This window comes from Cryptosporangium sp. NPDC048952, assembly GCF_043197895.1.
Classification (GTDB): domain Bacteria; phylum Actinomycetota; class Actinomycetes; order Mycobacteriales; family Cryptosporangiaceae; genus Cryptosporangium.
The window spans coordinates 384,655-406,415 of the sequence record NZ_JBICTY010000002.1 but is presented as its reverse complement, the minus strand read 5'-3'; the positions used below and the strand labels follow the sequence as shown (position 1 = coordinate 406,415).

The 21,761-nt window shown below is 72.6% G+C and carries 20 protein-coding genes; 11 read left to right on the top strand and 9 right to left on the bottom strand.

Going from position 1 to position 21,761, the window contains the following annotated elements:
- Window positions 1-32: 32 nt before the first annotated feature.
- Both ACGFY5_RS10095 and ACGFY5_RS10090 read right to left on the bottom strand, forming a co-directional pair.
- Window positions 33-707, bottom strand: coding sequence for a response regulator (locus ACGFY5_RS10095; protein ID WP_392719242.1), 675 nt, complete (start codon window positions 705-707; stop codon window positions 33-35).
- Window positions 698-1,921: a sensor histidine kinase gene (locus ACGFY5_RS10090; protein ID WP_392719241.1), complete on the bottom strand. Its 1,224-nt coding sequence runs from the start codon at window positions 1,919-1,921 to the stop codon at window positions 698-700. Before ACGFY5_RS10090 ends, ACGFY5_RS10095 begins: the two co-directional genes overlap by 10 nt.
- Window positions 1,922-2,048: 127 nt before the next feature.
- Between ACGFY5_RS10090 and ACGFY5_RS10085 the strand changes: the two genes are divergently transcribed.
- Both ACGFY5_RS10085 and ACGFY5_RS10080 read left to right on the top strand, forming a co-directional pair.
- Window positions 2,049-2,783, top strand: a complete 735-nt coding sequence (locus tag ACGFY5_RS10085) for an ABC transporter ATP-binding protein (RefSeq protein WP_392720462.1) — start codon at window positions 2,049-2,051, stop codon at window positions 2,781-2,783.
- Window positions 2,784-2,863: 80 nt separating this feature from the next.
- Window positions 2,864-5,239: an ABC transporter permease gene (locus ACGFY5_RS10080; RefSeq protein WP_392719240.1), complete on the top strand. Its 2,376-nt coding sequence runs from the start codon at window positions 2,864-2,866 to the stop codon at window positions 5,237-5,239.
- Between the two features lie 62 nt (window positions 5,240-5,301).
- On the opposite strand, the gene ACGFY5_RS10075 is transcribed toward ACGFY5_RS10080, so the two are convergent.
- Window positions 5,302-6,435, bottom strand: a complete 1,134-nt coding sequence (locus ACGFY5_RS10075) for a tyrosine-type recombinase/integrase (protein ID WP_392719239.1) — start codon at window positions 6,433-6,435, stop codon at window positions 5,302-5,304.
- A gap of 128 nt (window positions 6,436-6,563) precedes the next feature.
- Between ACGFY5_RS10075 and ACGFY5_RS10070 the strand changes: the two genes are divergently transcribed.
- The 4 genes from ACGFY5_RS10070 to ACGFY5_RS10055 all read left to right on the top strand — a co-directional run bounded on the left by ACGFY5_RS10070 (window position 6,564) and on the right by ACGFY5_RS10055 (window position 9,590).
- Entirely contained in the window at window positions 6,564-7,475 is a 912-nt protein-coding gene (locus ACGFY5_RS10070; RefSeq protein WP_392719238.1) for a MerR family transcriptional regulator, read from the top strand.
- Complete coding sequence (locus ACGFY5_RS10065; protein ID WP_392719237.1) at window positions 7,472-8,080, top strand: hypothetical protein; 609 nt, start codon at window positions 7,472-7,474, stop codon at window positions 8,078-8,080. The genes ACGFY5_RS10070 and ACGFY5_RS10065 overlap by 4 nt, the downstream gene beginning before the upstream one ends.
- 15 nt (window positions 8,081-8,095) lie before the next feature.
- A complete protein-coding gene (locus tag ACGFY5_RS10060; protein ID WP_392719236.1) occupies window positions 8,096-8,941 on the top strand; it encodes a helix-turn-helix domain-containing protein in 846 nt (281 codons plus the stop codon).
- 67 nt (window positions 8,942-9,008) lie between these two features.
- Window positions 9,009-9,590: a dihydrofolate reductase family protein gene (locus ACGFY5_RS10055; protein ID WP_392719235.1), complete on the top strand. Its 582-nt coding sequence runs from the start codon at window positions 9,009-9,011 to the stop codon at window positions 9,588-9,590.
- Here the strand turns inward: ACGFY5_RS10055 and ACGFY5_RS10050 are convergent.
- Window positions 9,587-10,135 (bottom strand): TetR/AcrR family transcriptional regulator, encoded by a 549-nt coding sequence (locus ACGFY5_RS10050; RefSeq protein WP_392719234.1) that lies wholly within the window; start codon window positions 10,133-10,135, stop codon window positions 9,587-9,589. The genes ACGFY5_RS10055 and ACGFY5_RS10050 overlap by 4 nt on opposite strands.
- 90 nt (window positions 10,136-10,225) lie before the next feature.
- On the opposite strand from ACGFY5_RS10050, the gene ACGFY5_RS10045 reads away from it, so the two are divergent.
- On the top strand, window positions 10,226-11,131 hold the full coding sequence (locus ACGFY5_RS10045) for an NADP-dependent oxidoreductase (RefSeq protein WP_392719233.1): 906 nt from the start codon (window positions 10,226-10,228) through the stop codon (window positions 11,129-11,131).
- On the opposite strand, the gene ACGFY5_RS10040 is transcribed toward ACGFY5_RS10045, so the two are convergent.
- Window positions 11,132-11,800, bottom strand: coding sequence for a FadR/GntR family transcriptional regulator (locus ACGFY5_RS10040; protein ID WP_392720459.1), 669 nt, complete (start codon window positions 11,798-11,800; stop codon window positions 11,132-11,134). It lies immediately after the preceding gene.
- Between the two features lie 91 nt (window positions 11,801-11,891).
- Between ACGFY5_RS10040 and ACGFY5_RS10035 the strand changes: the two genes are divergently transcribed.
- Window positions 11,892-13,055, top strand: a complete 1,164-nt coding sequence (locus ACGFY5_RS10035; RefSeq protein ID WP_392720457.1) for an MFS transporter — start codon at window positions 11,892-11,894, stop codon at window positions 13,053-13,055.
- Window positions 13,056-13,136: 81 nt separating this feature from the next.
- On the opposite strand, the gene ACGFY5_RS10030 is transcribed toward ACGFY5_RS10035, so the two are convergent.
- Both ACGFY5_RS10030 and ACGFY5_RS10025 read right to left on the bottom strand, forming a co-directional pair.
- On the bottom strand, window positions 13,137-13,805 hold the full coding sequence (locus ACGFY5_RS10030) for a response regulator (RefSeq protein ID WP_392719232.1): 669 nt from the start codon (window positions 13,803-13,805) through the stop codon (window positions 13,137-13,139).
- Entirely contained in the window at window positions 13,805-15,172 is a 1,368-nt protein-coding gene (locus tag ACGFY5_RS10025) for a sensor histidine kinase (protein ID WP_392719231.1), read from the bottom strand. Before ACGFY5_RS10025 ends, ACGFY5_RS10030 begins: the two co-directional genes overlap by 1 nt.
- A 178-nt stretch (window positions 15,173-15,350) precedes the next feature.
- Between ACGFY5_RS10025 and ACGFY5_RS10020 the strand changes: the two genes are divergently transcribed.
- Genes ACGFY5_RS10020 through ACGFY5_RS10010 form a run of 3 tightly spaced genes read left to right on the top strand, consistent with a single transcriptional unit; the run spans window position 15,351 to window position 19,233 of the window.
- Window positions 15,351-16,040 (top strand): ABC transporter ATP-binding protein, encoded by a 690-nt coding sequence (locus tag ACGFY5_RS10020; RefSeq protein ID WP_392719230.1) that lies wholly within the window; start codon window positions 15,351-15,353, stop codon window positions 16,038-16,040.
- Complete coding sequence (locus ACGFY5_RS10015; RefSeq protein WP_392719229.1) at window positions 16,037-18,400, top strand: FtsX-like permease family protein; 2,364 nt, start codon at window positions 16,037-16,039, stop codon at window positions 18,398-18,400. Before ACGFY5_RS10020 ends, ACGFY5_RS10015 begins: the two co-directional genes overlap by 4 nt.
- Before the next feature lie 38 nt (window positions 18,401-18,438).
- Window positions 18,439-19,233 carry an alpha/beta hydrolase family protein gene (locus tag ACGFY5_RS10010; RefSeq protein ID WP_392719228.1) on the top strand — a complete coding sequence of 265 codons (795 nt, stop codon included), beginning with the start codon at window positions 18,439-18,441 and terminating at the stop codon, window positions 19,231-19,233.
- Window positions 19,234-19,269: 36 nt separating this feature from the next.
- Here the strand turns inward: ACGFY5_RS10010 and ACGFY5_RS10005 are convergent, their stop codons facing one another.
- Together ACGFY5_RS10005 and ACGFY5_RS10000 are read right to left on the bottom strand one after the other, a co-directional pair.
- Window positions 19,270-20,028 carry a class I SAM-dependent methyltransferase gene (locus tag ACGFY5_RS10005; protein WP_392719227.1) on the bottom strand — a complete coding sequence of 253 codons (759 nt, stop codon included), beginning with the start codon at window positions 20,026-20,028 and terminating at the stop codon, window positions 19,270-19,272.
- Window positions 20,025-21,698: an FAD-dependent oxidoreductase gene (locus ACGFY5_RS10000; RefSeq protein ID WP_392719226.1), complete on the bottom strand. Its 1,674-nt coding sequence runs from the start codon at window positions 21,696-21,698 to the stop codon at window positions 20,025-20,027. Before ACGFY5_RS10000 ends, ACGFY5_RS10005 begins: the two co-directional genes overlap by 4 nt.
- Between the last annotated feature and the right edge of the window lie 63 nt (window positions 21,699-21,761).

The following is a 21,761-nucleotide window of genomic DNA, read 5'->3' as shown; positions in this document are numbered from 1 at the left end:
GCTGGCGCTGCGCGCGATCTCGCGGGGCAGCATCACGAGCGGCGGCGATGAGGCCACCCGTCCGGCGAGTCGTGCCGCAGATACGCGAGGACCGCGAGGACTCGCCGGTGGCCGTCCGCGTCGGGCGGGATGTCGAGCTTGGCGAAGATGTTGTTGACGTGTTTGGCGATCGCGGCGTCGGTCACGCCGAGGTGCTGGGCGATCGGGGTATTGCCCCGCCCCTCCGCGATCAACGCCAGGACTTCACGCTCACGGGGCGTGAGGCGTTCCAGCGGAGCCTGCATGGTGCGTCGGCCGAGGAACCTGCGCACGACCTCCGGGTCGATCACGGTGCCGCCGCCCACGACGTCCTCGAGGGCGGCGAGAAACTCGGGGATGTCGCCGACACGATCCTTGAGCAGGTAGCCGACGCCACCGCCCATCGTCACGAGTTCCGCCGCATAGGTGTGCTCGACGTACTGCGACAGGACGAGCACCGGAAGACCGGGATGGTCCCGGCGGACTCGGAGCGCGGCCCGGAGTCCCTCGTCGCGGTAGTCGGGTGGCATCCGGATGTCGGTGATGATCGCCGCCGGAGGTCGGGTTGCGACCGCGGCGAGCAGTCCGTCGACGTCCGCAACCGGGACGACGTCGTGCCCGGCCTCGCGGAGGATGAGGGCGAGCCCCTCACGCAGCAGGGCGGCGTCCTCGGCGAGTACTAGTCGCATGGCAGCTCGGCTCGCAGCACGGTTGGTCCGCCGACCGGGCTGTCCAGCGTGATCCGGCCACGCAGCACCGACACCCGGTCACCCAGGCCGTGAAGTCCGGTGCCGTGGTCCGGGTCGGCGGCGCCCAACCCGTCGTCGCCGACTTCTACGATCACCATACCGTCCACGTAGGTGCAGGAGATCCAGGCCCGATCGGCCTTGCTGTGCCGCGCGATGTTGGTGAGGCCCTCGCTGATCACGAACCACGCGGCGGCTTCCACGGTCTCCGGCGGTCGGTGTGGAAGGTCGATGCGCACGCCGACCGGGATTCCGAGGCGCTCGGCGACCTCGATGACGGCGGGGGAGAGACCCCGGTTCGTGAGCACCTGCGGATGAATCCCGTGCACGAGTTCACGCAGTTCGCTCAGCGTCGACCGGGCTTGCTGATAGGCGTCCTCGACCGTCTCACGCGCCGGTCCCGGAGCGGCGGCGAGCTGGAGCCGCGCCCTGCCGAGGGTCATGATCACGCCGGTGAGTCGCTGCTGGGCGCCGTCGTGGAGGTCACGTTCGATACGCCGGCGCTGGGCGTCCATGGCGTCCAGGATCCGCTCCCGCGACCGAGAGAGCTCCCGCACCCGACGGTCGGCGTCCGCCCGGCGGCTGACGAGGAAGTGGCGGGTCAGTCTCGCGCGGCACGAGGCAAAGGCGGTGACCAGATAGAGCGTCACCGGGAGGAACGCGAGGCCCGCGACCGTCGCCAGCAGCGCCTCGGGTCGCCGGGCCGGAATCAGGCCGAAAAGCTCCGGCTGATACTCGGGAATCACCGATACCAGCACCGGAAAGGCGATGAGGTAGAGCGCACAGGCCACCAGCAGCCCGACGATGGCGTCCACCCAGGCCAGCACCAGCGAGAAGAGGACGGCGTAGCCGAGCTCACGCCAGGTCGTCGCCTCCCGGAACCTGGTGCTCAGCCAAGCCCAGAAGCCAGGCCTGGGCGGCCGGACGTGGGGGGACTCCGGCTGGGCCGGGTCGATCAGGCGCAGGCGTCGGCGTTCGAACGCGGCCAGTGGAATGCCACCGAGGAGCAGGGCGAGGCCGAACGCCGGGACGATCAGCAGCAGCGCGGTGGCGGACACCCACACCATGGCGACGATCCAGCTGGTGAGCAGGTAGGCAGTCGACCGCCACGGCCACGACGAGGTGAGGAAGCGCAGCGGATCGCTGGTCAAGGCCATAGTGGTCATCGTGACTTCCGACACTACGGGCCGGGACCGGCGGTGTCAGTCAACCTGGCGTTACCCCGCATGTTCGTGCCTGCGATGGTGAATTCGGGCCCGGGCGATCGCCACAGTGGACCGCATGATTACTGAACCCGCGGTGCGGGTCGTCGATCTCCGCAAGATCCACGGCGCCGGCGGCGTCACCGTTCCGGCGCTGGACGGAGTCACGCTCGACTTCCCGCCCGGCACCTTCACGGCGATCATGGGCCCGTCGGGCTCCGGCAAGAGCACTCTGGCGCAGTGCGCTGCCGGCCTGGATCGGCCCACGTCCGGTGACGTCACGATCGACGGCGTGCTGTTGAACGCATTGAACGAGACCGAGCTGACGCTGTTTCGCCGGGAGCGAATCGGGTTCGTCTTCCAGGCGTTCAATCTGTTGCCCTCCCTGACGGCTGAACAGAACGTGACTCTGCCGCTTCGGCTCGCCGGCCTACGTCCGGTGCCGGCAACCGCCCGGGCCGCGTTGGCCACCGTCGGCCTGGCCGATCGGGTCGGTCATCGCCCGAGCGAGCTGTCCGGCGGCCAGCAGCAGCGGGTGGCGATCGCCCGTGCCCTGGTCACCGCACCGGCCATTGTCTTCGCCGACGAACCCACCGGCGCGCTCGATTCGAACAGCGGCCGGGAGGTGCTGAGCCTGCTGCGATCCCTGGTCGACGATCACCACCAGACCGTCATCATGGTGACCCATGACCCGGTCGCCGCGGCCCGCGCCGATCGGGTGGTCTTTCTGTCCGACGGACGCGTGGCGGGTGAGGAAGCCGGGGTGACTCCCGAGTGGATCGCCCGGCGGGTGGCAGGGTGGGACGGTGCCCGATGATCGACATCGCCGCACAAACGCTACGGGCGCGATGGACGGGTTCTGTCGGTTCATTCCTCGCGTTGGCGCTCGGAGTCGGTATGTTCGCGACGGCGGGGCTGATTTTCGCCGCCGCGTTACGCGGCGGCGAAGCGCCGCCGCGTTGGTACGTCGCGCCCTCGGTGGTCGTGGCCGGACCCGATCGGGCCGGGCCAGGCGCAGCCGATCCGGCGCTACCGCCCGACGAACGAGGCACCGTCCCGGCCGATGTCGTCACCGCGCTCTCCCGGGTCGACGGCGTGTCGGCCGTCGTCGTCGACCGCGCCGGCTACGCACAGTTCGGTCCGGCGACCGAGGCCCACCCCTGGGCCGCCAGCGCGTTGCATCCCGGCACGCTCGTTACGGGTAGCCCACCGAGCGACGCAGAGCAGGTCGTGCTCACGGCTCCGACCGAGGCGCGAGTGGGCCAAGTGGTGACGGTGGCGACGACCGATGGGCCGCAGCGGCTCACGGTCAGCGGCATCCTCGAGTCCCCGGCGATCCCCGCGCTCTACGTCAGCGACGCCTTGGCCGCGCGGCTGTCCCATCACCGGATCGTGGCGATCGCACTGGTCCCCCGACCGAGCGTCGACCCGGCCGCACTCGCCGCAGAGGTCCGTTCCGCCCTTCCCGGCTACCCGAGGCTCCGGGTACTGACCGGCGACGACCGCCGAGGCGCCGAATTCGACGCCGAGGCCGGGCTCTATATCGCCGCCACCTCGCTGACCGGCAGCATCGCCGGGCTGGCTGGGTTTGTGACCGTCTACATCGTGGCCGGCACGTTCCTCTTCACGGTCACGCAGCGTCGGCGCGAGCTCGCGCTGCTCCGTGCGACGGGAGCGACGCCTGGCCAGGTCCGCCGCCTGGTACTGAGCGAGGCCGTGCTGGTCGGCGCGTCGGGCGGGCTGGCTGGGATAGTCCTCGGTGTCTCCGGCGCCTCTGCGGCAGCCGCCTGGCTGGCCGGACATGGCCTCGCGCCGGACGGGTTCACCACGGCTTTAGTCTGGTGGCCCCTGGTTGCCGCGTATCTCGTCGGCCTCCTCGTCGCTGTGGCCGGGGCGGGGTGGGCAGCCCGGCGGGCCGGGCGGATCCGCCCGGTGGAGGCTATCGGCGAGGCCATGGTCGAACGGCGTGGCGCCGCTCGTGACGTCGTCCGATGGGTGTCCGGGGCGGTGTGCCTCGCCGGGGCTGTCGCGGTGTCCCGGTTGATGTCCGGTCCGGCCGGAGCCGCGTACCTCCTCATCGTCGTGATCCTGTTGATTCTGGGCACGACGCTGCTGCTGCCGGTGCTGATGCGGCCGGTCAATCGGCTCGCCACGATCGGCCGCGGTCCGATCGCGCTGCTCGCCAGAGCGAGCGCGCGCTTCGAACCCCGGCGCTACGCGTCCGGCATCGCCCCGGTGCTCGTCACCATCGGCCTGGCCGGGGGAACGCTGGCGGGTACCACCACGATCTCCGCTGCGGAGGCGGCCGACCTCCGCCACCAGGTGACCGCGTCCCTGATGGTCGTCCCCGCCGGCGCTGCTCGCCTGCCGTCCGAAAGTGCGAACCGGCTCCGCGACCTGCCCGGCGTCGCGGCTGCCGCCCCGGTCAAGGCCACGAGCGTGTTCGACGAGGTCGACGACGCGGCACGGGAGCACACCGCCTGGTTCGTCGACGGCGCTGCGCTACCCGATGTCCTGCGCGTGCCCGTGGCCTCCGGTTCCTTCGACGACCTCGTCGACGGCGCTGCGGGCGTCTCCGCATCGATGGCCGCGGCCCACAGCTGGCGGGTCGGACAGAACGTCGCCCTCGGCATGGGCGACGGTGGGACCGCGCAACTGAGGATCGCCGCCGTCGTCGAAGACCGTTTGGGTCTGCCTGAGGTCTTCTTGTCGTGGGACCTCGCGCGCGCTCATTCCGCGACGCCGGTACCGGACACGGTGTACCTCGCGCTCAAGCCGAACGCCGGGAGGGACGCGGTCGGCGCCGCCGCCGCACCGCTCGGCACCGTGGTCACCGTGAAGTCGCACCTGGTCACTCTCGATGAGGAGTTCGACCGGTTGAACCGGCTCTCGCTGCTCGCGCTGCTGGGCGTCGCGCTCGTCTACACCGCGGTCGCGGTCGCCAACACCCAGCTCGTTGCCGTCAGCGACCGCGCCGGTGAGCTACGCGCGCTCCGCCGGATCGGTGCGACCCGGCGCCAGGTCATTTCGTTGGTGCGGCGCGAGGGGCTCACTGTCATCGTGACCGGTACGGCGTTCGGCCTCGGGCTCACGGCGAGCACGCTGATCGCCGTCCACGTGGCCCTGAGCCCGGTCAGCGACGCCGTCCGGACGAGTGCCCCCTGGTCGGTGATCTTCGCCGTGGTCGCCAGCTGCGCCGCGATCACGCTTGCCGTCGGCAGCGTCTCCGCCAGGCGGGTACTCCGCGCCGGGCAACGTGGTGGCGCGGAGTAGGCACCGCGCGGCCTCCGCTCTATCTGGGGGGTATGGGGCGACCTTCTGAGGTCACGACGGGATCAGAGCACTCCGGACATGGGGTCATGTTCCCAGCGGTCCCTCTCACGGATGTAACCGAGAAGGACTGGAGAGCCGTCCTTCCAGCGACCACGCCGCGAAATCGCCAGCAGGTCGCTGCCGGCGGTGTAGGCGGCGGTGGCACCCCCTGCGCGAAGCGAGTGAGCCGAGAGAGCCTCGGTGCTCACCCCCGCTTGCCGGGCGGCATCCCGCAGGATGATCCCGACCGCTTTACCCGTCAGACGGCCGCTGCCTGGTTTCCCGCAGTAGCCGGGCATGTGCGGGAGCCGGTCCTTCTTGTCGATCGGCATCCACAGTGGTCCCTCCTCGGGACGAACCACGGCGAGACGTTCGCGCCACGCCTGCAGCAACCGAACAGGACACGTCTGAGGATTGGATCCGTAGTGCACCGCGATCTTGACGCCACGTGCTTCCTGGTCCGTCTTCGACCACCGGATCAGTACGTCGACACCGCCCGGCTTCTCGTCGATGTCGCCCACCGTGTTCAGAGCGATCAGCTCAGAGCGACGCACCATCAGACTGAACCCGAGAACAATCAGCGCACGATCGCGTGTCCCCGCCAGGGTTTCGGGATCACATGCCTCCACCATGGCACGGACATCCTCGGCGGTGATGGCGGCGGCCTGCCGGTCACGTACACCATTGTGTGCGCGTTCCCTGCGGTAATCGATGATGATGCGCCGCGCGCCACCGAGGTCGGGCTCATCGTGGTAGCCGTTCTCGCGGTGTTCCGTGCGGATCGCCGAGAGCGCGCGCTCGATGGTGCGCGGCGCGGCGGGCCCCCTGCGCGATCCGTCCTCCTGCAGCGCTCCACCGAGGGCGAGGAACGTGGCGTACTCAGCGGCGGTCTCCGGGGTCGCGGGGAGTGGTGTCCGACCGACGAGGGCGCACCATCGGCGGAACGCGGCGCGGTCGGCGGTGTAGGCCCGGACGGTGTTCGGGGGAGTGGCCCTGGCGATTCGGAGGGCTGTCTCCTCGGAAATGGTCCGGTCGATGTCGGTGGCGAGTCCAGCCGCGTCGGCCGTGCGGACGACCGCAGTTTCGTTAGTCGCGGCTTCCATGTGAGACCTAGCCCCCTGGCCATTTCGTCCGGATCGAAAGGTGCCTTTAATCAACCCTATCGGAACCTTGCACTCCCCGCATCGGACTTCGTTATCTCCTGCGTTTCGTCTTGAACGTTTTGTCCTAACGTAACGAATTCAACGGTTGACCTTGTCGTGGCGGCAAGGTTTTTACTGGGGGCATGCGGATCGGAGAACTCGCCGGCGTTGCCGGCGTCACTACGCGGGCGGTGCGGCACTACCACCGCATCGGGCTGCTCCCCGAGCCCGCGCGCCAGTCCAACGGGTACCGCGAGTACTCACTGCGCGACGCGGTCGAACTGTGCCGGGTCCGGCGCCTCACCGAGCTCGGGCTCAGCCTCGACGAGGTCCGGGACGTGCTCGCCGACGACTCCGGACGCGACCTGGCCGAGATCCTCGTCGAACTCGACGCGGACCTGGCGCGGCAGGAGGACCTGCTGCGGACCCGCCGTGCGCGGCTCGGGCGGTTGCTGCGGCAGGTGACCGACGACGGGGCGCTGCCCGCGCACGCGCCGGTCTCCGACGACCTGGCGGTGCTGTTCGGGCGGATGGCGCAGGCCGCCGCCGCGCGCGGCGGGCCCGAACCCGCGTCGGCGGCGAAGGAGCGGGAGTTGCTGGCGTTGCTCGACACCGGTCTGCCCGTGACCGAGCGGGGGCCGCTGGAGGCGATCGTGGCGGCCGCCGAGGCCGATCCGTCGCTGGCCGGGCGGGTGTACGGGGTGTACGAGCAGCTGGACGCGCTGGTCGACGCCGCGGTCGACGATCCGCGGGTCGAGGGGACGGCGCGGGCGATCGCGGCGGCGGTGCCCGTGGGTGTGGTCGCCGGGTTGGAGCTGCCCGGCGACGACGAGTTGCATCGGCGGGACGGGTTCACCGCGGCGTTGTTCGCCGAGTTCGCGCCGGCGCAGGTCGCCGCGGTGCGCCGGGCGATCGGCCTGCTGCGTGTCGAGGCCGACGGCGGTGGCGCCGATGGCGGGTCGGTCGGCGCCTCGGACACGCGCGGCTGGGCCGACGGTGATGCGCCGGGCTCGTATGGACGTGACGGGGATCGAAAGGGTGGGAGGTTGCGGTGACTGGGCTGGTGCGGTTGGTGCGGCACGAGGCGGTGATGCTCACCGACGTGGTGCGGTGGGTGGCGCGGCGGGGGCCGCGGGACGTGCACACCGGGGACACGGCGGTGCCGTATGCCGGGGCGCAGGCGGCGTTGATGTACGGGTTGGCGTTCGCCGCGGTCGTCGAGACGTTCGTGGTGGCGCTGATCGTGCCGTGGCCGGTCGTGCACGCGATTCTGCTGGTCCTGGACGTGTGGGGCATCTACTTCGTGCTGGGTGTGCAGTTCTCGTGCACGGTCCGGCCGCACGTGGTGGGTGCCGACGGGTCGCTGCGGCTGCGGTACGGGGCGTTCCTCGACATCCGGGTGCCGGCGGACGCGATCGGTGCGGTGCGTGCCGAGCGTCGGTATTCGGGGGCGAGGCTGGGGCGGGTGGACGCGGACGGCGCAGCGGAGCTGCCCACCGGCAGCGAGACGACAGTGACCGTGGAACTGACCCGGCCGATCGCGTTCACCCGCCCGCTCGGCCGTGTCGCGCAGGCCCGCACGCTGCGGTTCTACGCCCCCGACCCGTCCGCGGCGGTCACCGCGATCCGCGCGGGCCATCCCGGGGCGCTCCGCCGGTGACGCGTCGGCGATGCTGTGGGCGTGGAGTACGTGTCGAGGGTGCCGCGGCCGCCGCTGGACGGGCTCATCGACGACCTCTACTACCTGGACGGCGCCCCGCCGTACCCGCGGCTGACGCTGCCGCCCGCGCCGTCGGCGCTGCTCATCGTCAACCTCGGGGCGCCGTTCCGCATCCGCGCCGGCACCGACCTCACGACCGCCGAGTACGCCGACGGGTGCGTGATCACCACCCCTACCCGCGCCTACGAGTTCAGCTACCCGCCGCGGACGCGGTCGGTCGGCGCGCACGTCAAACCGTGGGGACTCGCGCCGTTCCTGCCGATGCCCGCCGCCGAGCTCCGTGACCGGCCGGTCACCGTCGAGCAGGTGTGGGGCCGGGCCGGAGTCGCCGAGCTCCGCGACCGGCTCGCCACCGCGAACGGACCACAAGCGATGCTGACGTTGCTCGAAGACGAACTGGTGCGACGGCTGAGCGACACTCACGGCCTGGGACTGGTCGGCCACACGAGCAGCGTCATCGCCAAGTCCGGTGGCGCCGCGTCGATCGGTGACCTGAGCGTGGCCGCCGGTGTCAGCACCACCCACCTCGCGCAGCGGTTCAAAGCGCTCGTCGGCGTCACCCCGAAACGGCTGGCCCGCACCTACCGGTTCACCGCGACCGTCTTCGCGATCGACCCCACCGCCCCCGTCGACTGGGGCGCGCTCGCCGGTCGCGCCGGCTACTTCGACCAGGCCCACTTCGGCCACGAGTTCCGCGAGTTCACCGGCCTCACACCGACCCGGTACGTCGAGGTCCGGCGGCGGTTCCTGCGCGAACACCCCGGCCACACGCTGGACGGCTGGCCGCTGCCGGCCGATTGATTCCGTACAAGAACAACCACCCACGACCCGCTACTTTCGGGGCACGCCAACCGCAGAGGAGAGCCCCGTGGGCAGAGTGGTCCTGTACAGCACGGTGTCCGTGGACGGCTTCATCGCCGACGGCAACGACCGGCCCGGTCCGCTGTTCGACTGGTTGACCAGCGGTGACGTCCCGCTGGACGAGAGCGGCGCGCTGACGGTGTCGCAGACGTCCCACGACTACGTCCGGGCGTACTGGGACCAGATCGGGGTGACGATCGCCGGCCGCCACGTCTTCGACCTCACCGACGGCTGGGACGGCACCCCGCCGAGCGGCATCGACCACGTCGTCGTCGTGACGCACCGCCCCCCGCCCGAGAGCTGGGACCCCGCGGCGCCGTTCCATTTCGTCGGCGGCGTCGAGGCGGCCGTGGCGACGGCGCAGGAACTGGCGGGTGACCGTGTGGTCGAGGTCGCCGCCGGTGACGTCGGCGGTCAGGCACTCGCGGCGGGCCTGGTGGACGAGGTGCGGATGGACGTCGTGCCGGTGGTGTTCGGGTCCGGGAAGCGCTTCTTCGGGTCCGTCGACGCGCAGCACCTGCTGGCGGACCCGGACGTGGTGATCCAGGGCGACCGGGTGCTGCACCTGCGCTACCCGGTACGCCGCTAGGCCCGGAGGCCCGCGAGGAGGGTGCCGGTGAGACGGGTGATCGCGGCCGGGAGCGTTTCCGGCGGGGACATCCGCAGCGACGCGATCGCGAGGAGCCCGATGCGGACGTCGCCGACGGTCACGCCCTCGCGCAGCTGACCGGCTGCGCGGGCGCGGGCCACGAGCCCGGCGACGGCCTCGGTGTGGGCGCGGCGCTGGGCCGCGAACGCCGCCCCGGCCGCGTGGGCGCCGAGTATCGCCTGGTTGAGACCCCGGTCGGTGATCTGACGCTGCGCGAAGCGCCGCACGATCGTCTCCAGGGCGCGCCACGGGTCCGGGTCGGCGAGCGCGTCGGTCATTTCGGCTTCGCAGGCGGCGACCTGTTCGGCCAGGACGGCGTCGAGCAGGTCGGGGCGGGCGGGGAAGTGCCGGTAGACGGTGGCGACGCCGAGGCCGGCGCGGCGGGCGATCTCGCGGACGGGCAGGTCGAGGCCGTCGGCGGCGAACGCGTCGCGGGCGACGGTGACCAGGTGCCGGCGGTTGCGGTCGGCGTCGACGCGAGACATTGTGGCGTCCGCTCCTCTCACTTCCGCCCAGATCCGGATCGGTTGTTCCGGATCGTGCCTACGGTAGTGCCTCCGATACGGGAGGTGCGAATGTTCGCGGTGCGCTACGAGCGGTTCGGTGGGCCCGAGGTGCTGGGGCTCGGTGAGGTTCCGGAGCCGCACGCCGGGCCCGGTGAGGTGCGGGTCCGGGTGGAGGCCGCCGGGGTGTCGCCGGTGGATCTGGCGCTGCGCGCCGGGACATCGCCGGCCGGTGCGGGTCTGCGTCTGCCGCATGTTCCGGGGGTGGACGCCGCGGGCGTGGTCGACGAGGTCGGCGCCGGGGTGACCGGTGTCGGACCGGGGGACGCGGTGTTCGGGATCGTGCCGCTGGCGGGGCTCGGTGGGGCCAGTGCGCAGTTCGCGGTGCTGGCGCACTGGGCGGCGAAGCCCGAGTCGTGGGCCTGGGAGCAGGCCGGTGGGGCCGGGACGAGCGTGGAGACCGCGACCCGGGCGTTGGACCGGCTCGCGACCCCGGACGGCGGGACGCTGCTGGTCGACGGCGCCGCGGGTGGCGTCGGCAGTGTGGTGGTGCAGTTGGCTGTTGCCCGGGGGCTGCGGGTGCTGGGCACGGGACGCCCCGACAGCGCCGGGTTCCTGGCCGGGCTCGGTGCCGTCCCGGTGGCCTACGGCCCGGGCCTCGACGGGCGGGTCACCGAGCGCGTCGACCGGGCGCTGGACGTGGCCGGGAAAGGGTCGCTGCCGGCGTTGGTCGCGCTCACCGGCGCCCCGGGGCACGTGCTGACGCTCGCGGACTTCAGCGGCCCCGTGCATGGTGTGGCGCTCTCGACCGGGGAGCTCGGCGGTGAGCCGGGAGGCCATCACGGTCTGGCGGCCGCGGCCGCCCTCGCCGCGCAGGGACGTTTCCGGATCCCCCTGCAGGACGTCATCCCGTTCGCCCGCGCCGCCGACGCCCACACCGCCCGCCCCCGCCGCGGCAAGACCGTGTTGGTTCCGTAGCTAGAACGTGAAGCACACGCTGTCGGTGTGGGAGGCGGCTTCGGCGGCAGCGGTGGTGGGGTCGCCGGCGCGGATGGCGTCGAGCAGGCGGGCGTGGTCCATGTACTCCTCGGGGCGCAGCCGCGGGCTGAAATGCTCGCGCAGCGACTCGCGGATCACCGCGCCGAGGTCGGCATAGAGCTCGCCGAGGACCTCGTTGTGGGCGGCCGCCACGACCGCGAGGTGGAACGCGGAGTCGGCGGAGACGAACGCGTCGCGTTCCCCCTCGCTCCATGCCCGTTCCCGCTCGGCCAGCAACGCGTCGAGTTTGCGCAGGTCGTCGGTGGTGCGGCGGGTGGCGGCGAGGCCGGCGGCGGTGGCTTCGAGCGCACCGCGCAACTCGGTGACGTCACGTTTCGGGGCGCGTTCGAAGCGCCGCCGCATCACCCCGGCGAGTTCGCTGGTGGCGACCACGTAGGTGCCGGAGCCCTGCCGGATGTCCAGCAACCCGTTGTGGGCCAGCGCCCGGACCGCTTCGCGCACGGTGTTACGGGCGACGCCGAGCTGCGCGACGAGCGCGGATTCGGTGGGGATGCGGGAGCCGACCGGCCACGCCCCGGAGGTGATCTGGGCGCGGAGGGTCGCGATCACCTGATCGGACAGGGAAGTGGGCCGAGACACAGGCACCATATTCATCCCATGATTCTATGATGGGATTGTGTCATCCACAGTTCTGACGCGTAACACCGCCAAATCAGGCGCGGCGACGCCGTGGCTGGCGATGACCGCACTCGTCCTCGTCGCGTTGAACCTGCGGCCGGCGGTGACGAGCCTCGGGCCGGTGCTCGAGGAGGTCCGGGCGGATCTCGGTATGAGCGCCGGGCTCGCCGGGCTGCTGACGTCGGTGCCCGCCGTGTGTTTCGCGGTCGTCGGGGTGACCGCGCCCGCCTTGGCGCGCCGGTTCGGGCCCGACGCGGTGATCCTGGCCGGGATCGTCGCGCTCACGCTCGGGCTGGCCGTGCGGCCGCTGATCGGTGCGGTGCCGGAGTTCCTGGCGCTGTCCGCGGTGGCGCTCGCGGGGATCGCCCTGGTGAACGTGTTGCTGCCGGTCGTGGTGAAGCAGCGGTTCTCCGACCGGGTCGGTGCGATGACCGGGGTGTACTCGACCGGGGTGTACTCGACCGCGCTGAACGTCGGCGCGACCACCGCCGCTGCGGTGACCGTGCCCGTCGCGTCGGTCTTCGGCGACAGCTGGCGCTTCGGCCTCGGCATCTGGGCCGCCGTCGCCGCACTCGCCCTCGCCCCCTGGGTGTTGCTGGTCCGGCGTCCGGCGGTGACACCCGTCCCCGTGGCTGACGCTCCGGCGGCGGAGACCGGGAAGCGGATGAGTTCCAGCGGCACCGCGTGGGCGCTGGCCGCGTACTTCGGGCTTCAGGCCACCGCGGCCTACGTCACCATGGGCTGGCTGCCGCAGATGTTCCGCGACGCGGGACTGTCCGCGCAGAACGCCGGGCTGCTGTTCGCCGTCACGTCCCTGCTCGGGGTGCCGCTCTCCTACGGGCTCGGTGCCCTGGCCGGGCGGCTGCGCAGCCAGAGCCTGCTCGCCGTGGTGCTCGCGGTGTTCGGTCTCGCCGGGTACGCCGGGCTGTTCCTCGCCCCCGCCGGGGCGCCGTGGCTGTGGGCGGTGCTGCTGGGCATGGCCAACTGCGCGTTCCCGCTCGCGCTGACGATGATCGGGCTGCGCGGTGGTGGCGCCGGGTCGGTCGTGCGGCTCTCGGCGTTCGCGCAGAGCGCCGGATACCTGCTCTCGATCCCCGGGCCGGTGATCGTCGGCGTGCTCTACGACCACACCGGCGGCTGGCGCACCCCGCTGGTGTTCCTCGCGGTCCTGATGAGCGCCCAACTCGTCGCCGGCCACCTCGCCGGCCGAGACCGAGCCCTGTAACACACGCCGCGCACCTCGCTGACCAGCGTAAACGTCCTCAGATCGCCGTAGCGGGCCGAACAGCGCGCAACGGTACTCCGGTCATGCCTCACCGGGCGCCACGAGACCCGTTTCGTACGCCACGACCACGGCCTGCACCCGATCCCGCAGCTGCAGCTTCCCGAGGATCCGCGCCACGTGCGTCTTGACGGTCGCCTCCGACAGATGCAACTGCCCGGCGAGCTCGGCGTTGCTCATGCCCCGCGCGAGCATCCGCAGCACCTCCCGCTCCCGCGGCGTCAACGTCGCCAGGTCCCGGTGCACCGCCACCGCCTCCTCGTCGCGGCGCGCGAACCGCTCCACGAGCCGGCGGGTGATCTGCGGCGCCAGCAACGCATCCCCCGAGCGCACGAGCCGCACCGCCGCGGTCAGCTGCTCCGGCGTCACGTCCTTGAGCAGGAATCCGCTCGCGCCCGCCGACAGCGCCGCGTACACGTACTGGTCGAGGTCGAACGTCGTCAGCATGAGGACCCGCGGACCGTCGCTGTCGGCGGCGACGATCCGGCGGGTGGCTTCCAGACCGTCGAGTTCGGGCATGCGGATGTCCATCAGCACCACGTCGGGGCGGGTGCGGCGCACGGCGTCGACGGCTTCGGCGCCGGTGGTGGCCTCGGCGACCACGTCGATGCCGTCGGCGGTGAGGATCAGCCGGAACCCGGTGCGCACCAGCGCCTGGTCGTCGGCGACCACCACCCGCACCGGCTCGCTCATCACGCGTCCACCGGCGCCGGATCGGCGGCCGCACCGGGGTCCGCGGTGGCCAGCGGAATGATCGCCTCCACCCGGTAGCCGCCGCGGATACGCGGCCCGGCGGTCAGCGTCCCCCCGTAGAGGGCGAGCCGTTCACGCAGGCCGATCAGTCCCTTCCCCCCACCGTGACCGGCGGAGCCGGGATCCGTCGCCGGCGGACGCAGGCCGCCGGTGTCGGTGACCTCGATCCACAACCGGTCGCTCCCGTGGTCCACGCGGACGATAGCCGACGCGCCCCCGGCGTGTTTCACCGCGTTGGTCAGCGCTTCCTGCGCGACCCGGTACCCGGCCAGATCCACCCCGTCGGGCAGCGGCCCGGTCCGGTCACCGGTGACGACCAGTTCCACCGGCAGGCCCGCGTCCCGGACCCGCCCCACCAGGGCTTCCAGCTGGGCCATGCCCGGTTGCGGCGCCAGATCGGGTTCGTCGCCGTCCATCGTCAGCAGCCCCATCACCGCGCGCAGTTCGGTCATCGCGGCGCGGCCGCTGGCCTCGACGGCCAGTAGCGCCTGCCGGGCGTCACCGGGGGAGACCTCCAGGACCTTGCGGGCGGCACCGGCCTGGATGACCATGACCGAGACGTTGTGGGTGACCACGTCGTGCAGTTCCCGGGCGATGCGGGAGCGTTCCTCCTGCGCGGCGCGGCGCACCTCACCCTCCAGCGTCGCGGCGCGTTCGCGTTCGGCGTCGGCGCGGGCCCGCCAGCTGCGCAGCCCGTACGCGGCCACGCCCAGCGGCAGCAGGATCAGGAACGGCACGCCCTGCTCCGGTACGGCGCTGATCGCCTCCCCGAACGCCGGCTGGTCGGCGCCCTGCTGCAGTTCCGCGAAGAGCAGTGCCGCGACCGGCAGGCTCGCCAGCGCCGGCAGCCGGTACGGGCTGTACACCGCGGCGCTGTACGCCGCGATCACCCCGACGTAGAACGAGAGCCGCAGCGTGTTCGTGTCGTCGTCGCCGATGAACGCGGCGGTGGCCAGGACCACCCACAGCGCCGACAGCGGATAGCGGCGGCGGAACACCAGCGGCGCGGCGATGAACAGCAGCAGCAACGCGGCGCTCGCCCACTCCAGCCCGGACGGCGGATCGACGATCTCCGGACCGGGCGGCAACGGCACCGGCGGTACCGGCCGGCCCGGGCGGCCCGGCACGTACGGGACCTCCCGGGGGAGGAACGCGACGTCGTCGGCGTGGTCGTAGGTGATGATCGCGAGCAACGCCACGCTCAGCGCCAGTCCGACGTCGAACAGCCAGGTGCGACGCGTGCGCACCGCCGTGTCCGGGGAACGGCGCAGCACCCAGCCGGGCAGCGCACGCAGCGAACTGATCACCGGCCCATTCTCCGCCGCGGCTCCGGCGCTGAGCGTCCGTCCACAGGATCACCCGGACTACCTCCCGAGGATGACCCTCGCCCACCGGGATGACCGCAAAGCCACAGCGCGGGCGACGCGCCCCACGGCCCCGCGCGCCTAGCGTCCCCCGCATTCCACCGAGACGGGGAGCTGACCAGTGACCGAAACCCTCATCGAACTCCAGCACGTCACCCGCCGCTACGACAGCGGCCCACCCGCCCTCGACGACGTGTCGCTCACCGTGCACACCGGTGAAGCCGTCGCGATCCTCGGACCGTCCGGATCCGGGAAATCCACCCTGCTGAACCTGATCGCGGGGCTGGACAAACCGACCGACGGCACCGTCACCGTCGGCGGCACCCGCATCGACATGCTCGGTGAAGCCGCCTCGGCCCGCTACCGGCGCGCCACGATCGGCCTGGTCTTCCAGTTCTTCAACCTGCTCGACGACCTGACGGTGTTCGACAACGTGGTGCTCCCGGCGCAACTGGCCGGCAGTGCCCGCGGCGACACCACGCGGCGCGCCACCGAACTGCTGCGAGGTCTCGGCATCGACCGGCACGCCCGCGCCTACCCCGGCCGCCTGTCCGGCGGGGAGCGGCAGCGGGTCGCGGTGGCCCGGTCGCTGATGAACCGCCCGGCGCTGCTGCTGGCCGACGAACCCACCGGCGCGCTGGACACCGCGTCCGGCGCGGAAGTGCGGCGGCTGCTCACCGACCTGCACGCCGACGGGCAGACGATCGTGCTGGTCACCCACGACCGCACGCTCGCCGACGAGTGCGCCACCCGCACGATCGAGGTCGTCGACGGGCGCATCGCCGCCGACACCGCCGCGGTGCTGCGATGAGCGCCCTGCGCCCCAACGGCGCCTTGGGCAAGGTCGTGCGCTCGGGCGTGCAGCGCCGCTGGGTGCAGACCGTCGTGATCACCCTCGCCACCGCCGCCGCGGTCACCGCCGGGCTGCTCGGCGTCGGCCTGCTGGTGGCGTCCAACGCGCCGTTCGACCACGCCTTCGACGCCCAGCACGGCGCGCACCTGACCGTCCTGACCGACCCCGCGAAAGCCACCACCGCGCAACTGGCCGCCACCACCAGCGCCGACGGGGTCGCGGAGGCGTCGGGGCCGTTCCTGACCGGACAGGTCATGATCACCCCACCGCCCCCGCCGGGCATGCCGGCCGGTGGCGCCGGGAACGTCCGGGGTCCGGTGTCGCCCGTCGCGGCACGCACCGGCCCGGGCGACGGCGTCGACCGGGTGACCCTCGACGAGGGCCGCTGGGCGCAGCAGCCCGGCGAGGTCGTCATGGGCCTGGGCAGCGGCTGGCTGATGAACGTCGGTAACACCGTGTGGATGAACGGGCAGGAGGTCGAGGTCGTCGGGCTCGCGCGGTCGGTCAGCGGCACCGCCGACGCGTGGATGACCCCCGCCGGGCTCACCGCGCTGCGCCCGGAGTCCACCGGCTACCAGATGCTCTACCGGCTCGACGACCCCTCCGCGGTCGCTGCCGCCCGGGACGCGGTCACCGCGGCGCTGCCCCGCGGGGCCGTGTCCGGGGCCACCTCCTGGATCACGATCAAGAAGAACGCCAACGACCAGACGTCGGTGTTCGTGCCGTTCCTGCTCGCGTTCGGCGGGCTGAGCCTGCTGCTGTCGGTGCTGATCGTCGGCACCGTCATCGCCGGCGCCGTCGGGTCGACGATCCGGCGCATCGGCATCCTCAAAGGACTCGGGTTCACCCCCGCGCAGGTCGTCCGCGCCTACGTGGCCCAAGCCCTGGTACCCGCCACGATCGGCGCCGTCCTCGGGCTGGTCGCCGGGAACCTCGTCGCGATCCCGCTGCTGGCCGACACCGAACGCCTCTACGGCGCGGTCGCGCTGACGATCGCGCCGTGGGTCGACGTCGCCGTGTTCGCCGGGGTCCTCGTGCTGGTCACGCTCACCGCGTCAGCGGCGGCCGGACGCGCCGGGCGCCTGTCGGCGGTCGACGCGCTCGCGGTCGGGCGGACCCCGGCCGCGCACCGCGGTCAGCGCGCCGCCCGCGTCGCCGCCCGGCTGCCGCTGCCGCGGCCGGTCACGATCGGGCTGGCCCGCCCGTTCAGCGCACCCGTGCGCACCGCGGCGATGATCGTCGCGATCGCGTTCGGTGCCGCCGCGGTGACCCTCGCCTCCGGCCTCGCGACGTCGCTCAACCGCATCCAGGTCGCCGCCGACCACTCCGGCACCGACCTGATCGTCGACTCGATGGGCGCCGGTCCCCACGGCGAACAGCAACAACCCACGCCCGACGACGCCCCGCGTGCCGTCGATCCGGCGAAGGTCGCCGAGGTTCTCGGCGCGCAGCAGGGCACCGCGCACTGGGCGGGCCTCACCGAGACCGAGGTGGTCGTGCCCGGCGTCACCGGCAACACCACGCTGGTCGAATACACCACCAACCCCGGCTGGGCCGGCTACGAACTGGTCTCCGGACGCTGGTTCACCCGCCCCGGCGAAGCGGTCGTGCCCACTGAACTGCTCACCGCCACCGACCGCTCCATCGGTGACACGTTCACCGCCACCGCCGACGGGAAACCCACCACGCTCACGATCGTCGGCGAAGTGTTCGACCCGGGCAACAACGACGGTCTGCTGCTGACCCAGGCCGCGTCCGGCACGACACCGACGTCGTGGAACGTCGCGGTCACCGACGGCACCGACCTCGGCGCGTACGCCACCGCGCTGCAGTCCGCGCTCGACCCGCTGGGGCTCACCGCGCACCGGGAAGGCAGCGACGGCCCCGACGAACTGGTCGTCATCGTCGATGCCCTCGCCGGGCTGCTCACGCTCATGCTGGTCACCGTCGCCGGGCTCGGCGTCCTCAACAGCGTCGTGCTGGACGTCCGCGACCGGGTGCACGACATCGGCATCCACAAAGCCCTCGGGATGACGCCACGCCAGACGCTGTTCTCCGTGCTGTCGTCGGTCGCGCTGATCGGGCTGGTCGGCGGGCTGATCGGCGTACCGGCCGGGGTGTGGCTGCACAGCGTCCTGGTGCCGGCGATGGGGCACGGCGCCGGCGTGGAGCTGCCGACGATGGCGCTGAGCGTGTTCGGGCCGGTGCAGCTGACCGTGTTCGCGCTCGGCGGGCTCGTGCTGGCCGGGGCCGGGGCGTTGCTGCCGGCGGGGTGGGCCGCCCGGACCCGCACCGCTGTCGCTCTGCGGACGGAGTAGCGCTCGGTGCGCCGGCGGGGGCCGGTTAGGCTCCCGCCGTGACCGATCCGCTGATCACCGATCCCGCCGCCGACGCCCAGCCACCCGCCGTGACCGAGGTGTTCACCGTGCCCAGCGCCGGGCTGGACCTGCTCGGGGTCCTGCACCGCCCGGCCGGGCCCGGACCGCACCCGGCCGTGGCGGTGCTGCACGGCTTCCCCGGCAACGAACGCAACTTCGACCTGGCGCACGTGCTGCGCCGCGCCGGGTACGCGTCGCTGGTGTTCCACTACCGCGGCGCGTGGGGCAGCCCCGGGTCGTTCGCCTGGGCGCACGTCCTGGAAGACGCCCGGGCCGCCGTCGCCGCGTTGCGCGCCGACCCGGGGATCGACCCGGAGCGGATCGCGCTGGCCGGGCACAGCATGGGTGGGTACACCGCGCTGCGGACCGCGGCCGCGGACACCACGATTCCGGCGGTGGTGTCGATCGCCGGGTTCGACTTCGGTGCGGCCGCCGAGCAGGTCCGCGCCGACCCGGAGGTGTACCAGGCGTACGTGGACGGGTTCGGTGAGGACATCGCCCCGCTGGCCGGCACGTCCTCGGCGGCGCTGGTCGAGGAGATGTCGGCGATCCCGGACCGGCTCACCAGCCTCGCGCCCGCGCTGGCGGGGCGCCGGGTGCTGCTGATCGCGGGGCTCCGCGACACCGCCGCCCCACCCGCGGTGCACCACCACCCGCTGGTGGCCGCCTACGTCGACCCGGCCCACCACCTGTGGCCCACCGACCACGCCCTCTCCGACCACCGCGTAGCCCTCGCCCGCACGGTGATCGACTTCCTCGACGACGCGCTCTGACGCCCGCGGCCGCGGCGCGGCGTGCCGGCCGCGGCGTCAGAGGCGCGGGCTGAAGAAGGCGATTGCTTCGCCGCGGCCGCGCAGCACCCCACCCGCGTCGTCGATCGCGGCTGACACCGCTCCCAGCAGCGCTGCCCGCTCCTCGGCGGGCAGCAGCTGGTGGTCGCTGAACGTCGCGATCAGTCCCACCCACTCGGCGGTCGTGAACTGCAGGTCCCACCGGTACACCCGCGCCTCGGAGTCGGAGAACCCGGCGAGCGGCGCCTCACGCCGGTCCTCGCTGACCGCGGCCTCGGCGTGCGTGTGCACGTCCGCCCGCCCCGCGTACACGCCCTCCAGCAGCGCGAGGGCGTCCGGGTCGAGCACCGCGAACGTCCACGACCGCACCAGCGTCCCCCCGGGCCGCAGCAACTGCGCGGCACGCTCGGCGCCGCGCACCGGGTCGATCCAGTGCCACGCGTTGCCCGACGTGATCACGTCGAAGCGCCGCCCGGCGTCGTCCCACGTCTCGAACCCGGCGACCTCCACCGGCACCCCGTGCGCGCGGGCCACCGCGGCCATCCGCGGATCGATCTCGACGCCCAGCACGTCCAGCCCGGCGTGCCGCAGCCCCACCGCGACCTTGCCGGTGCCGCACCCGACGTCGAGGACGTTCGCCGGAGCGAGCGCCACGACGTCGGCCAGCAGGGCGGCCGGGAACTCCGGCCGGTACCGGTCGTAGTCCCCGGCGATCGGCCCGAACGATTCGGCGCGGTTCCGGTCGGTGTGGCGGGGACGGTCCGCGGGGCGAGTCACCCTTGCGACGGTACCCGCCGCCGCAGCTTCACCGTGTTGTCGACGTGGTGGATCGTCCGTCCGTCGGGGAACGTGCGGGAGCGCGCGTGCTCGTCGGTCTTGAGCACCTCCCACCCGTCGCCCAGCGCCAGCCCGGCGATCACCTCGCCGGGGGAGGGCAGCGGGTGCCCGTGCCCCCCGTGCCCGTGCTCGGGCTGCGACCCGTCCTCCCAGTGCGGTACGCCGGAGTGCCCTTCGATCAGCAGCACCCCGCCCGGCGCCACCGCCGCCGCCGCCCGCCGCAGGATCGCCTCCCTGGGCATGTCCCCCCACGAGTGCAGGAACTGCGCCGACACCAGGTCGAACTCACCCTCCGGGAACGACACCGCGAGGTTGTGCCGCTGGAAGTCGATCCGCTCGCCGACCCCGGCCTCGGCGGCGTGCCGCTGCGCCCGCTCCAACGCGACCTGCGAAATGTCGACAGCGGTCACCTGCCAGCCCTGCCGCGCGAACCACACCGCGTCGCCGCCCTCCCCGCAGCCCAGGTCCAGCACCCGGCCCGGCGTCAGGTCGGCGACCTCGGTCACGAGAACCTGGTTCGGTTCGCCGCTCCAGATCATGTCGCCCTCGGAGTACCGCTCGTCCCACGTGCGCGCCAACTCGTCGCTGCTGTCCTGCGGCATGGTGTTCTCCAACCCGTGACGGCGCTCGCCGAGCACTCGTTCAGTGACGTTACGTTCCTGCTCGGGGGAAAAGCGCAACGCCACGGCAGCTGCGGTGTCCCGCGCGACCAGGTCCATGTTGATCATCGCGCCGGCCATCGTCCCGGCCGCCGCGGAGGCCACCACCTGCGCGGCCGGCGCGGTCAGGTTGCCCGCCGCGTACACCCCGGGCACGTCGGTCTTCCCCGCGAAGTCGGCCTTCACGAACGTGCCGATGGTGACGCCGTCGCGCTGCAGGTCCTCGAGCACCAGCCCCAGCCCCTCCACCCCGGCCAGCGACGCGTGCATCGTCGTCCCGGTGACCAGCGCGTCCCGCGTCACCACGCGGGAGGAGATCCGCACGCCGGTCAGCCGGTCGTCGTCGACGGCGACCCCGGTGATCTCACCGTCGACCACCGCGACACCGCGCGCGGCCAGCTGCTCGTACTGCGCTTCGGTCGGTTCCGGGCCGGTGTGCAGGAACAGCGTGACGTCCGCGCTCCACTGGCGCCACAGCAGTGCCTGTTCGACGGCGAAGGGGCCGGTGGAGATGATGCCCAGCGCCCGGTCGCGCACCTCCCAGCCGTGGCAGTACGGGCAGTGCAGCAGATCCCGGCCCCACCGCGCGGCCAGCCCGGGAACGGGCGGCAGTTCGTCGGTGACGCCGGTGGCCAGCAGCAGCCGCGACGCCCCCACGACCGTGCCGTCGTCCAGGGTCACCCGGAACGCTTCCCCGTCGGGCTCGGCGGCGCTCACCGTTGCGTTCAGCACGCGCACGCCGTAGGACTCGGCCTCCTTGCGGCCGGCCGCGGCCAGTTCCGCCGGTGGCGTCCCTTCCCGCGTCAGGAAGTTGTGGACGCCGTCCGCGAGCAGGTTGCGCTGCTCGCCCGCGTCGACCACCAGCACCGACCGGCGTGCCCGGCCCAGCGCCACCGCGCCGGCCAGTCCGGCCGCCCCGCCACCTACCACCACTACGTCGTATGTCGTCATGGCCGCGATGATGCACAGCACCTCGCCGAAATGACAAAGTTTCTTGCCGAAGTGGCAAACTGG